Origin of the sequence: Halalkalibacterium halodurans, from assembly GCF_004376175.1 — a bacterium.
GTDB classification, from domain to species: domain Bacteria; phylum Bacillota; class Bacilli; order Bacillales; family Bacillaceae_D; genus Halalkalibacterium; species Halalkalibacterium halodurans.
In genome coordinates this window covers 1,645-16,249 of record NZ_SNUY01000062.1, presented here as the reverse complement: position 1 = coordinate 16,249, position 14,605 = coordinate 1,645, and the positions used below count along the sequence as shown (strand labels likewise).

Genomic DNA, 14,605 nt, shown 5'->3' with positions numbered 1-14,605 from the left:
GTTTGAGTCAAGTATTTATAGGCAGTTTTTTTAACACCTTAAATTTGAAAGCGGATTCAAACTCTTAGGATACTCTCTTGGTAAGAATTTTGCCTTTTTTAAAAGCCAGACAACTCTTTTAATGCTTTGTAAACTGGTATGTTAGCTTTTCCTTTTAGATATAGAACATTGTCTCTAGTGGCTTCACCAATTGTGCTCGTAACTTTTTCTTTATAGTATCTTGGTGGGTTCTTTTCCACCTGTGTTTCAGTCCATTTTTCGATCCTGCCAAATAGTGTTTTTAAGGTCAATTTATCCAAGTAAGCTACCAAACCAGTGAACATGGCACTTACACCTTTATCCACCCAACTACGGCCATTTTTAAGTCTTTTGGCAAATACACTCATGGTTCCTTCTGCACTACCCATCGGACGCATTCCTGTTGTATCTATACCCTGTTCTTTAAGCCAGTTACGATAATCTCCCAAGGCTTCTGGATATTTCTCTAATTGGCGAATAAATGCTTCTAGACGTTCCTCTTGCTCATCATCCTCTAGCGTTCCGACTGCACTGTTAAGCTCTGTAAGCAATTTCTCATAATCATATGATGCAAGCGCCTTACGAATTGGACGATAACGTGGGTGATGACGGAACAAACTTCGAATCTCCCGTGCCACATGGAAACGATCAAGCGAAAAGAATGCACGATCTTTGAAATAGTCACGACAAGTTGTAATCCAATTTGCACCATCTCCATTTATTACCAACTTATGAATGGTTGGATCATACTCAAAGTTTTCGATGAGAAAGTCCTCAAACGCCTCCCAAAATGGCTGGTTCCCTTCATGTACGAAATGGCGTTTATTCTTCAGTCTTACTCGTTTCCCATTGACTTCCCAGCCTTGATGAACTGCGGCTATTTTCTCTTCTTTTCCCTTTTTTCGTTTACCTTGACGTTTTACAAACAAACCATCGACCTCTACAAATAATACAGGTTGATGTACATGCTCACGCTTTTTTGGAATACTCGAAACTTGTAATAAGTGTTGACGGATTGCCTCATGACTAATAACCCGATAGCCTAAAAGGGTTTCTAACGTACTGGCTGCTTTTCGATAGGAAGGTCCCTGAACAGCTAATTCAATAGCTACCTCCTCAATCAATGGGCTAAAAGAACCTGCATCCTCAAACTCTAAATAACGATCAAGGAGAAAAACATATTCCCCTGTCTCCCGGTCACGGTAATAATTACGATTTAATTCAATCTCTCCGAAGAGACTAGTTATATGATATTTTCTTTTATCAATGAGTCGATAGCGTTTTTTATCTCGTTCTTCTGCAATCTGCTTGTCCATGTCCTCTAATAGTGTTTTCATGACCTTTGAGAAGGTTTCCTGTAATTGCCTCCAAACTAATTGCTCAATCTGTTTTAAATTTGGATATACTGTGTTATTCTTTTGCATGAGGGGTTACTCCTTTGTTTGTGATTTAGTTTTGGTTGACTAAGATTCTACCAAGGAGTAACCCTCTTTTTCATGTTATTTGCTTATTAACTACCGCGCTTTCGCTTGGTGGCCCCCTCATTTGTTGAGCGTTCTAACGTTCCCTCAACAAATGAGGGGGTTAAATTTTGCCCACAATAATTTTACTCATACCAAATACACTTAACGACATAAAATGAGCCCACGCCTCTTCAAACGGGACGTGGGCTACGAGCGTTCATGATGAGAGACTCTCTTTTTTATAAGCATGATGGTTAGTTGGACCAATCCCTCCACCAATCGCCACCGCATGCTTAATGGCAGTCGAAATAAAAGCTTTTGCTGTTTTTACCGCATCAAAGACGGATGCCCCTTTGGCCAACTCTGCGGCAATGGCAGCAGCAAACGTACAGCCTGTCCCATGAGTGTGCTTCGTATCAAATCGAGAAGAAGAGAAGACATGGATCGTTTCTCCATCATACAATAGATCGGTTGCTTCATCTCCTGACAAATGTCCACCTTTTAAGACAACATAGCGTGGGCCAAGAGCGTGTAGCTCTTTGACCGCTTGTTCCATCTCCGTTCGGGAATCAATCGATTCTATGCCGAGAATTTTCGCGGCTTCTGGCAAGTTTGGGGTGATCACAGTCGCAATCGGCAAAAGCTTCTTCACGAGGGCTTCTACCGCCTCATCGAGTAAGAGTGCTGCTCCGCCTTTGGCAATCATCACTGGATCAACGACGATATGATTGACGCGATAGGCTGTTAGCTTCTGCGCGACAAGCGTAATAATGTCTGCTGAAAACAGCATTCCTGTTTTCACAGCATCGGCCCCAATATCTGAAAGAACCGCATCAAGCTGTGCTTCAATGGCATCTAATGTTTGCGGATAGACACCATGGACGCCTAATGTATTTTGAGCTGTAAGAGCTGTAATGACGCTCATTCCAAACGTATCTAACTCTTGAAACGTTTTGATATCTGCTTGAATCCCCGCTCCGCCACCACTGTCAGAGCCAGCAATCGTCAATGCTTTTGCTAGATTGTCCATCTTCCTGTTCCTCCTTCTTAAGAAAAACGCATCGGGTCAAACATTGTAAGTGGGACTTCTGTCTTTTTTCCCTCCACAACATCCGCCACGACTTTAGCTGTAATCGGGCTTAATAAGATCCCGTTACGATAATGACCTGTTGCAAAAACAACATGTGGTGCTTTTTTCGTCTCACCGATCATAGGATACCCGTCCTGTGTGGCAGGTCGCAGCCCAGCCCACGTATGAAAAGGGGTAAGCTCGTTTAAAAACGGAAAGATATGACCATTCCAATTCGTCAGTCGTTTAATCCCTTGTTCTGTTACCGTTGTATCATAGCCAGCGATGTCTTCTGAGGCGCCGTTAACGACCGTTCCATTTCCTTTAGGTACGATATAGCCTTGACTTGTGTACACAATATGACGAACATCGCCAGCGGGAACTTCATAGGCGCAAATTTGCCCACGAATGGGATATACAGGAACACGCAGAGAAAAAGTTTCCTCGTGCTCAGAAGCCCACGCCCCTGCACAAACAATCAGACGATCTCCTGCCCATTGCTTTCCTGAAGGCCCTCGGAGAACTTGGTGTTCCATCCACGCCTCTATCGAAATATGTCCTACCTCGTCTTCAATGGTCACTCCTAGCTTACGGCAGCCGATTTCTAACGCTTTGACGTAATCAGGAGCAAACAAATGACTTTCTTCAGGATAATAGATGGCGCCGATAATCTCATCTGAAATATTCGGTTCAAGCGCACGAATTTGTTGCTGACTTAAGATCTCAGACTCAACCCCGAACGTTCCTTGCCAATGCTGTCTTGATTCAAGTTCAAGAAAATCAGCTTCATGATAAACACAATGAAGGCTACCTGATTGAACATATTCAAAAGACTTGCCAGATATCTCCTTCACCGCTTGCTGCCAATCGGGATACATCTTTAAGCTTTCGTGAGCCAAATGAAAAAAGTCATTAGGGTCTTCACCAATTTCAGAAAATGGGGCGAGCATACCCGCTGCAGCTCCAGACGCTTGTCCCCCGCATAAGCCTTGCTCAAGCACGGTGACTTGATGCCCTCGCACTTTCAGTTCAAAGGCAACCGCTAGACCGATTACGCCACCGCCTAATACAATCACATGCTCCTTCACCTAGAACCACACCTTCATTTTGAAATGAATGCCTCAAGTCCGCTGCTCGCTGTGGCGTACCGTTTTTTAGGAATCCGCCCCGCTAAATAAGAAAGTCGCCCTGCTTCGATCGCATGCTTCATCGCCAGCGCCATTTTCACAGGATCTTTTGCCTTGGCGACAGGTGTGTTCATGAGCACGCCATCGGCGCCAAGCTCCATCGCTTGAACGACATCTTGTGCGGAACCGAGACCCGCATCAACAATGATTGGAACGTTGGCTTCCTCCACAATTAAACCAAGGTTGTACGGATTTAAAATGCCGAGTCCAGTTCCAATCGGAGCACCTCCTGGCATAACCGCTGCAGCTCCTGCTTCTTCAAGCCGTTTGCAAAGCACAGGATCATCTGATGTATATGGTAAAACTGTAAAGCCTTCATTCGCTAACGTTTCGGTCGCCCGTAACGTTTCTACAGGGTCTGGTAAAAGGGTTCGCTCGTTTACGCTAATTTCTACCTTGATCCAATCACTTAGACCCGATGCCCTAGCCAGACGAGCAATGCGAATCGCTTCTTCAGCATTTTTTGCTCCAGAAGTATTCGGCAAGTACGTAAACGTTTTTCCCTCTAGATGCTGTAAAATTGCGTCTTCTCCCGGTGCCTGCAAGTTTACACGACGAATGGCAAATGTCAGCACCTCTGCTTCCGACACTCGAATCACTTCATTTTGAACGAAAGGATTCGGGTAGCGGCCCGTTCCTAAAAAGAAGCGGGAGGTTAACGTCTTTCCGCCAATTGAAAGTGGTAGATCCTTCATCATAATCATCCTCCTCCAACGAAGTGAACGAGTTCAATCCGTTGTCCTTCCGTTAGTTCAAAATGAGTCCAATGCTCCCGATCAATAATTTCCCCATCGACCTCTGTCACTACGAGCTGGTCGTCCAATTCATAATGGCTAACGAGTTCCGCTAACGTATTCGCTTTAATTGTTGCAACTTCACCATTCACAATTACATTCATGACCCAATCCCTCGCTGCTCTAGAATAGTGCTAAATACTTCACATGTCCCTTTTACGTCCTCTGCCCCGACAATTTCACTAATCATGCAAATGCGTGTAGCTCCAGCGTCCAACACTTGTTCCACATTATGCAATTTGATCCCACCAATCGCCACAAAAGGAATCGAGATCTCATGAGCAACTTGCTGAATATAAGCGGTCGTAACAGGGTCCACTACATCCTCTTTACTCTTCGTTTCAAAGATGGGACCTACCCCTATATAATCAGCGCCTCCCTTTTCGGCTTCCCGTGCTTCTTCGATTTTATGAGTAGAAATTCCGATTATTTTATCACGGCCCATAATTTTGCGCGCTTCTGAAAGAGGCAAATCGTCCTGTCCGAGATGGATACCGTCTGCATCTACGGCAAGTGCTACATCGATATGGTCATTAATGATCAACGGAATGTCATATTTTTTGGCTAATGCTTGAAGGACTCTCGCTTTTTCAAGCACTTCCCGTTTGTGACTTTTCTTATCGCGCAACTGAATGATATCTACCCCACCAAGGATCGCTTCTTCCATTACAGCTTGTAACGAGCGACCGGGGTGAAATTCTTCCCCCGTTATCGCGTATAGCCGAAAATCTCTCATTTTGCTTCTCCTCTCTCTTTTCTCTGTTTTGTATATACAATAAAAAAAGCCAGCCATCCATAAGGATGCCGGCTACCCATGATGATCGTCACGTGCAGTCGACTTCCCTACGCTGGCATGATCCAGATCAGGTATGAGGGTAAAAGGAACACACCTTTTTCTCAGTCCACTTAAGCAGACACCCCTAGTCTCCTGTGCAATTATTCATTCTCTTTTTATTATGACATATTCTGATCTCGTTGCAAAGATGGTTACTCAATGAGGGAATTACTCTCTCCAGTCAGAAGATCCATCACTGTTTCTAAACGCGGGCCAAACAATGCCCTCTGCCCCGTTGGCGACAAACGAAACGGAACGTGTTCATCTGACTCAAATAGAACGGTTTCCTCACCGTGATCAACATCAAAGGCGATAAAGGAAAACCCTCCATCATATTCAAAATAATCTCCCGTTCGATTAGGTTTATAAGCATAAAACAGCCGTTTGTTTAAATCAAAATCATAAAACGGGATCCACCACTGCTCGGAATATGTACGTAGAATTGGCACACTCCACTCCGCAAGCTGTTCGGAACCGTTCCAAAATTGATAGGTTGTCACTTCTGCCCCTTGCTCTGGACGCTCAATGATAAGCGTTACATGATCGCCAAAACCAAGGGTCGCAATCGCTTCCTCATGCAACAAAACAACCTCTTCTGTTTCAAGGTCAAAGGTGTAAAGCGGAGCATAGTATCCTTCGCTATCTCCATTCCAATCAAGATAAACAATCGTACGCTCATCTAACCATTGAACGAATGATTGGTCCAAGTCAAGCATCTCTACTTGTTTGTCGCTAGTATCGATGAGATAAAGGTCCTGCTCCCAGTCTGGCAGATAGGCAACCGCTATAAGTTTATCTTCTTCATATGGACTCCAAAAAATTGAAAAATCTTCGCCAAAGTCTTCAAGCTTCATGAGCAGTTCCCCTTGGCTATCAATGATCGAAACAGGGGCATCACCAGCTTGCGTCACCGTTTGAATCGCAAATTGGCTGTGCGTGCTATTGGCGGTAACTTTAATCACAGCGTCGTCAGATGAAAACAAAGATTCTTTTTCTCCTGTCAACAGGTTATAAATATAAACAAGGGAATTCTCTCCTTCATCTGTTATGTACAGAATACTGTCAGAATCATACCACTCAGCTATATCAATGTACTGTGCTTCAGTACCGGGAATTGGCGTTATGGAAGGCTGTTCCTGCCCAGTTGGTAACGGATCTTCTTCTTGTTCTGGTAATGTGTCTCGTTCGGGCTCGTCTGCTTGAGGAAAGCAACCAGCGATGAAAAGCAAACATACGGATAGGAGAACCGCGCGGTATTTCACGTTAATCTCCTTTCTACTAGTATGGTTTATAATAGTCTCGATAATAGTATAACGATTTTTCAGACAAAAAAGTTTCAGATTCTGAACATTTTCTTTACAATTTTTTAACTGTTAGTGAAACGTGCTTTTAGTATATCCGTTACTCGATGATCAAACCAACCATTATTCATTTTCAGAAATTCGACTTGCTTTCAACCCCTTCTTCCTTACAAAACTGGCTTGCTACCAATCCTTAACGGGGAAACAATCGTTTTTCTATTACCCTGCTGACCTTTCTTAAAAGTGCAAAAAGACCTGTGATCGCTCGTACGTTCACAGATCTTAGAGATACTAATTTTTTAACATTTGTCTTATTAATTCTCGATTCCGTTCTTTAAATACATGATTGTGTGATGAAACCATTGCTGACTGATGGGCTTCTGGCTCAATCCATTGCTTTGCTTGGTTGACTGCATTCGCTGCATCTTGAAAGGCTCCGGCGATTAAGTGTAGCTTTCCTTCATGTTTTAGAACATCCCCTGCTGCGTAGATGCCCCCTACAGATGTAGCACTTGTTGGGGTTCCGGCAATATAATAATCATCGATCCGATCAAGAGTTACTTCGCTTTGATCAAGCAACGACTTATCCCGTTCATATCCATGGTCAATAATCACTTCATCAACTGCTAAATTAGTCACTTCACCCGTTTGATGATCAGTAAGCTCAACCTGTTCAATTACTTCTTTGTTGTCTCTGGCGATCAGCTTGGTAATTGTCGTATGGAAAAGGCAAGTAGCGGAACTGCTTAGAAGTTGTGAAATCTGTGCTTCATGACCATTCAACGCCTCTTTTCGATAAGTTAAATAAACTTTTTTTGCGATTGGCTCTAGTTCGTTCGCCCAGTCGATGGCCGAATTACCCCCTCCAGAAATGATGACTGTTTTATCTTTAAATCGCATCAACGACTTAACCGTATAGTGTAAATTCGTCACTTCAAATCGTTCGGCCCCTTCTAGCTCGATTTTTTGCGGCTTTAAGATTCCACCACCCACAGCAATTATCACGGTTTTTGTTAAATGCGCTCGTCCAGAAGCTGTCCTTATCACAAACCATCCTGACTCCTCTTGAGCAATAGATGTGACTTTCTCATTCAAAACGACGGTTGGATTGAACGTTAACGCTTGCGTAACAAGCTGTTCAATTAACTTTTCTCCTAGGATCGGTGTTAATCCACCCACATCCCAAATCATTTTTTCTGGATAAACATGAACTTTGCCACCTAGCATCGGTTGATACTCGATAACCTTCGTTTTCATTTCTCTAAGTCCGCTATAAAACGCAGAGAACAATCCTGCTGGTCCGCCGCCGATAATTGTAACATCATAAAGTTCTTCCCAGTTCATCCTCTTTCGCCCCTTTTAACAAACGATGATATTGATTATCATTATCAATTAATTGTAACTGATTTTTTTACGGCTAGCAACTCAAAACGTTTCTGCCGCAAAAGATAAGATTTGCGCAAAAATACCGAATGGTGACGAGGAGGACATCTTAAAAGTGGACATCGGCCTGTGCTGAATCTTATAACAACACCATAAAAAAATGAGGAGCTGTCTCAAAAGTCTATCTTTTGAGGCAACTCCTTTACTTATTCGTTCAAAATGACGACTTGGCGGACGCTTTCCTCGGGCAAGCTCCAGCTTCCTCGAGAACCCCACTCTCGGCGATCTTTCGCTGTTGCTTTTCCCGCAGGAGTCGCCGCCTGTCGCTCGAAGGAACCAAAGAACACAAATCAACACAAAAATCGGGAGAACCACATCAAACGGTTCTCCCGATTTTATTTTTTAAGGTGCTTTTGGGACAGCCCCCGATTGTATGTTCATATCGTTTCCCTTTAAATTCTTATCCGTAAATGAACCTTGCCCCAGCAATACCAGGCTTCGTCATTTCTTTCGGATCCAAAATTTCGTTTAGTTCCTCTTCTGTTAAAATCCCTCGTTCTAGACAAATTTCTCGTACTGGACGCCCTGTTTGGATCGCTTCCTTTGCGATTCGAGAGGCTGTTTCATATCCTACATGGGGGTTGATCGCAGTAATGATCCCAACACTGCTCTCCACCATTTCTTTGCAGCGCTCTACGTTGGCCGTCATTCCTTCAATCGCGTGCTGACGGAACACCTTCATCCCGTTTTGCAGGATCGATAACGATTGAAGTAAGTTAAAGACGAGAACCGGCTCCATAACGTTTAGTTCAAGCTGCCCAGCTTCTGACGCTAAGCTAATCGTATGGTCATTGCCGATGACTTGGAACGAAATTTGGTTGATCACTTCAGCCATTACTGGATTTACCTTTCCTGGCATGATCGACGACCCTGGTTGACGCGGTGGAAGGTTGATTTCATTTAACCCCGTGCGTGGCCCAGAGCTCATCAAGCGGATGTCATTCGCCATTTTTGATAAATTGATCGCCAAAATTTTCAGCGCACTCGATAATTCTGTGTAAGCATCCGTATTTTGCGTCGCGTCCACTAAATCTGCTGCATGGCGGAACGGAAATTCAGTAATGTCACTTAAATAGGCAACCACTTTTTCCATATATTCAGGCTTTGCGTTAAGTCCTGTCCCTACTGCTGTCGCCCCCATATTAATTTCATGCATATGATCAATTGAGCTGCGGATTCGTCCCAAATCACGAGTCAGCACGCGGCGGTAAGCGCCAAATTCTTGTCCCATCCGTATCGGAACTGCATCCTGTAAATGGGTTCGCCCCATTTTTAACACATCGTCAAACTGTTGTTCCTTTTCCTTAATGGCTGCAATCAGGTCTTCTAGTGATTGAATTAATCCTTTGGCTAAATAAAGACAGGCAATATGAATAGCTGTCGGGAAAGCATCGTTTGTCGATTGCGCCATGTTCACGTGAGTATTTGGGCTCACACGGAGGTATTCCCCCTTCTCTCCTCCAAGGATTTCAATCGCACGATTGGCAATCACTTCATTTGCATTCATATTAAAAGAAGTACCTGCACCACCTTGGATCGCATCAACGATAAATTGATCGTTGAACGTTCCTTCGATCACTTCGTCTGCTGCGGTAATGATCGCATCGGCAATGTTAGCTGGCAACACCCCTACATCCCGATTCGCCATCGCAGCAGCCTTTTTGACAAAGCCAAAGGCGCGAATCAATTCCTCATGAGGGGGATACCCTGTAATGGGGAAGTTTTCCCTCGCTCTCATCGTTTGAATTCCATAATATGCCTCTTTCGGTACTTTCTTTTCACCAATTAAATCTCGCTCTACACGATAGTCTGTCATTCCGTTTCGTTCCCCTTTTCCATGCTGTTCTCTTGTTGCTTGACTAACCATCCGCCGCCAATGACCCCGGCATCATTCCCGAGGGTCGCAATGCGAAACTCCGCTCCATCTGCCACACGAGGTAGGGCATAGGCTTCAAAATGCTGCTTAATCGGCTTTAGCAGCGTATCTCCCGCTTTAGAGACCCCACCACCGATGACGATTTTTTCCGGGTTCAAAGCATTCGCTAAGTTGGCAATGGCAAAGCCTAAATAATAGGCAATATGATCAACGACCGATAATGCAAAAGCATCGCTCGCATCCGCTGCAGAAAAAACATCTTTCGCCGTAAGGACCCCATGCTTGTCATAATCTAGGGCGAGCTGACTCTCCTTATGTTCGGTCACTCCTTCAGTTGCAATTCGGGCAATTCCAGTTGCACTTGCTACTGTTTCAAGACATCCTGTTTTCCCACAATTACAAGGAGCCCCCCCTTCCGGAATGACCGTAATATGACCGATCTCACCAGCCATCCCATTGACCCCATGCAAAATGTTTCCATTCGCAACAATTCCACCACCAACACCTGTTCCAAGTGTAATGAGCAGCATATTTTTCGCCCCATCACCAGCACCTTTCCACATTTCTCCTAACGCTGCGATGTTGGCATCATTGTCGACAATGACAGGGAGTTTTGTCTCCTCCTCTAATTTATCCTTCAACGGAAAATCCCGCCAACCAATATTTACCGCATGATAAATAAAGCCGGTATCCATCTCGATAAAACCAGGGGCCCCGAGTCCGATTCCAATTAGATCGCTCTTCGATTTATGATGCCCGCTAAGTCGTTTATCAAGAGCATCGGCAATATTTGTTGTAATCAGCGCACCGCCGTCCTGTTTGCTTGTCGGAATTTCCCACTTATCAACAATCTCTCCTGCGGTTGTGAGAAACGCCATCTTTATCGTTGTTCCACCGACGTCCACACCAACATACCATCTGTCACTCATTTCCCCACCTACTATTCCTTGATTTTGGCACGTTCAGTTCGAAGGAGCAGTCTTCCTTTTTGGTAAGTAATTGAATCAATCATTTCCATTTGATGAAGCTCCCTTAGCTCCTCCTCCATTAGCTCAAGGTCCACTGAACGGTCACCAGTGTAAATGATCGTGCCAAACTGCTTTAGCAGCTGTTGCACTTCATAAACCGTTTTCATGACGGTCGTCACCTCATCTGCTATTATAACAGCTTCAATACGGTTGCGAAAAGAAGCCAAATGAGGGGAAGGAAATGAAAAGATGGTTGTCTGGAATATAATTTCATTACCGCTCGCACTTGGAATACTCCACCAGCAAATAGTCCAGCGGTGAAAACGAGTGCCAAAAATAGAATAAAAAATGTTCGCCATCCTAGCATCCCGAGCTGCAAGCCAAGGAAAAAGGAGATCACCGCAAAAAGGATCATATTGGCCCTTCCATCAAATTGAAAGAATCCAAACGTCGGATGGAAGCGCATAAAACAAGAAACGATGAACACAAAACAAAGGGCTACGATCACCACGTCTAGTAATCGAAATGGAAACCACCCTGTCGTAAACAAACTGACGAGCATCCCGAAAAAGCTGCTAAACAAAAACAGGCCGCTAAACAGTAGAAAGGAAACAGGTCTAGCTTGAACCTTCCCTCCTACGACCAATCCACCAAGGACGAACCCAAATGTTACAACAAAAAGCGTGAGCGCAACAACTGGCCACATATACCATGCCCCTTCCAGTTACAGTCTCGATACTTCATCCTTATGTGGTTGTACACTAATTTAGATTAAAAAACTTAGCTTGTAAGCAAATCTATTCAAACGGGATCGTACAAGGAAAAGTTCTTTCATTGTATGAAACAAGAAGGTGAAAAGTGCACCCAATTAACGATCAGGATCTTTTGGGTGGATCGCAACAGGTCGGCGATGTTTTAAAGGCATTGGCGCACGAAGCAACACATCTCTAAGCGCCCGGCCATTAAATGGGATAAACGGCCAAAGGTAAGGGGTATCGATCGATCGAATGTGGGCAAGCATTAGGAGCCAGACGGTCGTCCCAATCAAGTAGCCCGCAAGACCAAATAAACTTGTGACGATTAGCAAGGCGACGCGAATGAGGCGATTGGCTAGACCCAGCTCATAGCTTGGAGTAGCGAAGGTCCCGACGGCTGCTACTGCTAAATACAAGATTACCTCTGGGGAAAACATCCCTACTTCAATCGCGACTTCTCCAATTAATAGAGCCGCAACTAGCCCAAGGGCGGTGGACAAAGCATTTGGTGTATGAATCGCCGCCATTCGCAGCATCTCTATTCCCGCTTCTGCAAACAAAAACTGGTAGATGAGGGGAACTGCCCCCTTTTGTTCCTCCCCAATAAACTCTAATCCTGGAGGAATAAGCCCTTCATTTGATGCGTACAAATACCACAATGGAAGCAAAAAAATCGAAGTCCAGACTGCTAGAAATCGAACGAGCCGAAGCGCAGCCCCAACCACTGGTTTTTGCCTGTATTCTTCCGCATGCTGCAAATGATGCCAAAAGGTCGTAGGGGCAATCATCACACTCGGGGATCCATCAACAAGCAGAAGAACATGACCTTCAAACAAGTGAGAAGCAGCGACATCTGGACGCTCTGAATAACGTACGAGAGGATACGGATTCAAATGGTGACCAAAGACATACTCTTCAATCGTTTTATCTCCCATTGGAATGCCATCCGTTATCATTTTTTCCACACCTTGCTTTAGCTTACTCACGATTTTATCATCAGCGATGTCGGCGATATACGTAATGGCAAGATCTGACTTTGATCGCCTTCCAGTACTAACATATTCTACACGCAATGTACGGTCTCGCACCCTGCGGCGAATCAACGCCACATTCATCACGATCGTTTCGACAAATCCGTCACGAGAGCCGCGGATGACTTTTTCTGTATCAGGTTCCTCTGGTCCTCGGACCGGATACTCTCTCGTATCGATTAAAATTACTTTTTCTGCCCCTTCAATGACAAGGGCGGCAGGACCTGACAACACTTCATCTACGACTTGATCTAAGTCACTGGCTGTCGACAATTCCACATACGGGATGACGCTTTTCATTAATGTTTCAACTGGGTCATGGCCCAAATCCCCCAACTCTAACGTCACAAGCTCCCGTTGAATTTGCGTAATGGCAAAATCTTTTGCAAATCCATCCACGACAAACAGCGCCATCTGTTTTCCTGCATGGAAAAGCTCTAAGTGGACAATATCAAAATTTTCTTCCACACCAAGCGCTTTTTTTAAATATGTGATATTATCCTCAAAGTCAAGATGAACCGGACGTTTCTTTTCTGACTCCTCCACAGGATCACCTCCATTAGTTGAATTGTTTGCTCGTTCCCATGTTCCCATTCATTTCAATAAAAATTCACTGCAACATATTTTCGAACAAGCCGCATAGAGTGAATAGTAGAAAAAAGTGGACGCGCTATCTTTGAACAGAGATGGAGGACCGATCCTATGTTAAAAAAACCATTGCTCTTATTTGTTATCGTTAGTGCCTTTGCCGCAGGGCTCTATTTTTCTTTTTTTTCTAAGCAGCCATCTCTCCATGATGCACTCACGTTCTTTCCCATTGATCCAGATGCAGCATATACCGAAGCCACAACATCCATTGAACTCATGACGAAAAAAGATGAAGATGAATACACCCTAGATTGGGCTACCGCTTCCACTTTGGATCAACCTGCGTTTTTAAGGCAGGATGTCTCCCTCCTTTTTGAAGACGGATACTTGATTGATACGTTGTATGCCTCTACAGAAAATGAGGCGAGCCTGACGATGAACAAAAAGGTGGCTGGTGAGGATAGCGGGCATTACGTAGCGGTTACCTTTCATCATTCAGAGATCCATTACCCAAACGATGACATTATGAGTGCACAGACGATCAGTCGTGATGAGCTGTATATCATCGATTCCCCTTTAAGTCCATTGCTTTCTTTCAAAGTAGCAAAAACAGCGGAGGAAAAAGAGGGAAAGCGCATTCTCGACACGATCCTAAAGCAGCAAATGACCTACATTCAAGAACGTCTAATTGAACATTTTGCCATCAATTCTGAGTCTTATTATGTCATCCCGCTCACAAAATTAGCAGACTATCAATCCGTGCCACTGCCAAATTTAGACGTAAAACAGACCGCGATCATTCTCAGCGGTCTGTGGGAAAGACTTTATAAACATTATGTGTTAAGTTCAGGAAATGCTCAGCATTCAACGAACCCGATCGGCAGCACGATTCCGCTCATTTTTTTAAGTGAAAACGGGGATCACGCCATGATTATCTATGAAACGGATGAGGGGAAGCCTGTTCAATTATTACAGACGTTTTCTTTTTCTTAAGGAAAGCCTCCGCTTTAACACGCAGCGACCAGACCGAAACAACGCAAAGAAATGATGGTGAGTTTGCAAACCGATGATGATTGATCGTAGGGCGCTCTAGGGAAGTCGCCTTCCTTTTGGCACCTGCGTTGTTCTTTTTGACTTATAGAGCTTGTTCAAAAAGCACCTTTTTAATCAAATCATAAATAGAAAATCAGTTGACTACACTTCCATTAATGGTAATGAAAGTAAAATAATTTCAGACAAAAAAATGTACCTTCGCCCCACTCAAAATCGCACCTAAA

General features: G+C 44.2%; 14 protein-coding genes and 1 riboswitch. Of the genes, 1 reads left to right on the top strand and 13 read right to left on the bottom strand.

Annotation, left to right across the window (positions count from 1 at the left end; all coding sequences use genetic code 11):
• Window positions 1-98: 98 nt before the first annotated feature.
• From E2L07_RS16555 to E2L07_RS16490, 13 genes are all read right to left on the bottom strand, one after another.
• Entirely contained in the window at window positions 99-1,442 is a 1,344-nt protein-coding gene (locus E2L07_RS16555; RefSeq protein WP_134228557.1) for an ISLre2 family transposase, read from the bottom strand.
• Between the two features lie 256 nt (window positions 1,443-1,698).
• Window positions 1,699-2,511, bottom strand: coding sequence for a bifunctional hydroxymethylpyrimidine kinase/phosphomethylpyrimidine kinase (gene thiD / locus E2L07_RS16550; RefSeq protein ID WP_134230104.1), 813 nt, complete (start codon window positions 2,509-2,511; stop codon window positions 1,699-1,701).
• Between the two features lie 17 nt (window positions 2,512-2,528).
• Window positions 2,529-3,638 carry a glycine oxidase ThiO gene (gene thiO / locus E2L07_RS16545; RefSeq protein ID WP_041820445.1) on the bottom strand — a complete coding sequence of 370 codons (1,110 nt, stop codon included), beginning with the start codon at window positions 3,636-3,638 and terminating at the stop codon, window positions 2,529-2,531.
• Between the two features lie 14 nt (window positions 3,639-3,652).
• Complete coding sequence (locus E2L07_RS16540; protein WP_134230112.1) at window positions 3,653-4,432, bottom strand: thiazole synthase; 780 nt, start codon at window positions 4,430-4,432, stop codon at window positions 3,653-3,655.
• 5 nt (window positions 4,433-4,437) lie between these two features.
• Window positions 4,438-4,635, bottom strand: coding sequence for a sulfur carrier protein ThiS (thiS, locus tag E2L07_RS16535; RefSeq protein ID WP_053431481.1), 198 nt, complete (start codon window positions 4,633-4,635; stop codon window positions 4,438-4,440).
• Window positions 4,632-5,267: a thiamine phosphate synthase gene (gene thiE, locus E2L07_RS16530; protein ID WP_053431482.1), complete on the bottom strand. Its 636-nt coding sequence runs from the start codon at window positions 5,265-5,267 to the stop codon at window positions 4,632-4,634. The genes thiS and thiE overlap by 4 nt, the downstream gene beginning before the upstream one ends.
• An 87-nt stretch (window positions 5,268-5,354) precedes the next feature.
• Window positions 5,355-5,463: riboswitch (TPP riboswitch) on the bottom strand.
• 55 nt (window positions 5,464-5,518) lie between these two features.
• Window positions 5,519-6,628, bottom strand: coding sequence for a YqgU-like beta propeller domain-containing protein (locus tag E2L07_RS16525; RefSeq protein ID WP_134230103.1), 1,110 nt, complete (start codon window positions 6,626-6,628; stop codon window positions 5,519-5,521).
• A 330-nt stretch (window positions 6,629-6,958) separates the two neighbouring features.
• The gene (locus E2L07_RS16520; protein ID WP_134230102.1) at window positions 6,959-8,011 is read right to left on the bottom strand and encodes an NAD(P)/FAD-dependent oxidoreductase; all 1,053 of its coding nucleotides are present in this window, start codon (window positions 8,009-8,011) and stop codon (window positions 6,959-6,961) included.
• Window positions 8,012-8,510: 499 nt separating this feature from the next.
• Window positions 8,511-9,926, bottom strand: a complete 1,416-nt coding sequence (gene aspA, locus E2L07_RS16510; protein ID WP_053431485.1) for an aspartate ammonia-lyase — start codon at window positions 9,924-9,926, stop codon at window positions 8,511-8,513.
• Window positions 9,923-10,915 carry an ROK family glucokinase gene (locus E2L07_RS16505; protein ID WP_134230100.1) on the bottom strand — a complete coding sequence of 331 codons (993 nt, stop codon included), beginning with the start codon at window positions 10,913-10,915 and terminating at the stop codon, window positions 9,923-9,925. Before E2L07_RS16505 ends, aspA begins: the two co-directional genes overlap by 4 nt.
• 11 nt (window positions 10,916-10,926) lie before the next feature.
• Complete coding sequence (locus E2L07_RS16500; protein WP_041820443.1) at window positions 10,927-11,121, bottom strand: YqgQ family protein; 195 nt, start codon at window positions 11,119-11,121, stop codon at window positions 10,927-10,929.
• 23 nt (window positions 11,122-11,144) lie between these two features.
• Entirely contained in the window at window positions 11,145-11,660 is a 516-nt protein-coding gene (locus tag E2L07_RS16495) for a hypothetical protein (RefSeq protein ID WP_134230099.1), read from the bottom strand.
• A 162-nt stretch (window positions 11,661-11,822) separates the two neighbouring features.
• The gene (locus tag E2L07_RS16490) at window positions 11,823-13,334 is read right to left on the bottom strand and encodes a spore germination protein (RefSeq protein ID WP_412733935.1); all 1,512 of its coding nucleotides are present in this window, start codon (window positions 13,332-13,334) and stop codon (window positions 11,823-11,825) included.
• 108 nt (window positions 13,335-13,442) lie between these two features.
• On the opposite strand from E2L07_RS16490, the gene E2L07_RS16485 reads away from it, so the two are divergent.
• On the top strand, window positions 13,443-14,321 hold the full coding sequence (locus tag E2L07_RS16485) for a hypothetical protein (RefSeq protein WP_134230097.1): 879 nt from the start codon (window positions 13,443-13,445) through the stop codon (window positions 14,319-14,321).
• Window positions 14,322-14,605: the final 284 nt, after the last annotated feature.

Bases quoted from the DNA above. Each gene is read 5' to 3' on its own strand.
- E2L07_RS16555 (WP_134228557.1), bottom strand. From the start codon at position 1,442: ATGCAAAAGAATAACACAGTATATCCAAATTTAAAACAGATTGAGCAA.
- thiD (WP_134230104.1), bottom strand. From the start codon at position 2,511: ATGGACAATCTAGCAAAAGCATTGACGATTGCTGGCTCTGACAGTGGT.
- E2L07_RS16540 (WP_134230112.1), bottom strand. From the start codon at position 4,432: ATGAAGGATCTACCACTTTCAATTGGCGGAAAGACGTTAACCTCCCGC.
- thiS (WP_053431481.1), bottom strand. From the start codon at position 4,635: ATGAATGTAATTGTGAATGGTGAAGTTGCAACAATTAAAGCGAATACG.
- thiE (WP_053431482.1), bottom strand. From the start codon at position 5,267: ATGAGAGATTTTCGGCTATACGCGATAACGGGGGAAGAATTTCACCCC.
- E2L07_RS16520 (WP_134230102.1), bottom strand. From the start codon at position 8,011: ATGAACTGGGAAGAACTTTATGATGTTACAATTATCGGCGGCGGACCA.
- aspA (WP_053431485.1), bottom strand. From the start codon at position 9,926: ATGACAGACTATCGTGTAGAGCGAGATTTAATTGGTGAAAAGAAAGTA.
- E2L07_RS16505 (WP_134230100.1), bottom strand. From the start codon at position 10,915: ATGAGTGACAGATGGTATGTTGGTGTGGACGTCGGTGGAACAACGATA.
- E2L07_RS16500 (WP_041820443.1), bottom strand. From the start codon at position 11,121: ATGAAAACGGTTTATGAAGTGCAACAGCTGCTAAAGCAGTTTGGCACG.
- E2L07_RS16495 (WP_134230099.1), bottom strand. From the start codon at position 11,660: ATGTGGCCAGTTGTTGCGCTCACGCTTTTTGTTGTAACATTTGGGTTC.
- E2L07_RS16490 (WP_412733935.1), bottom strand. From the start codon at position 13,334: ATGGGAACATGGGAACGAGCAAACAATTCAACTAATGGAGGTGATCCT.
- E2L07_RS16485 (WP_134230097.1), top strand. From the start codon at position 13,443: ATGTTAAAAAAACCATTGCTCTTATTTGTTATCGTTAGTGCCTTTGCC.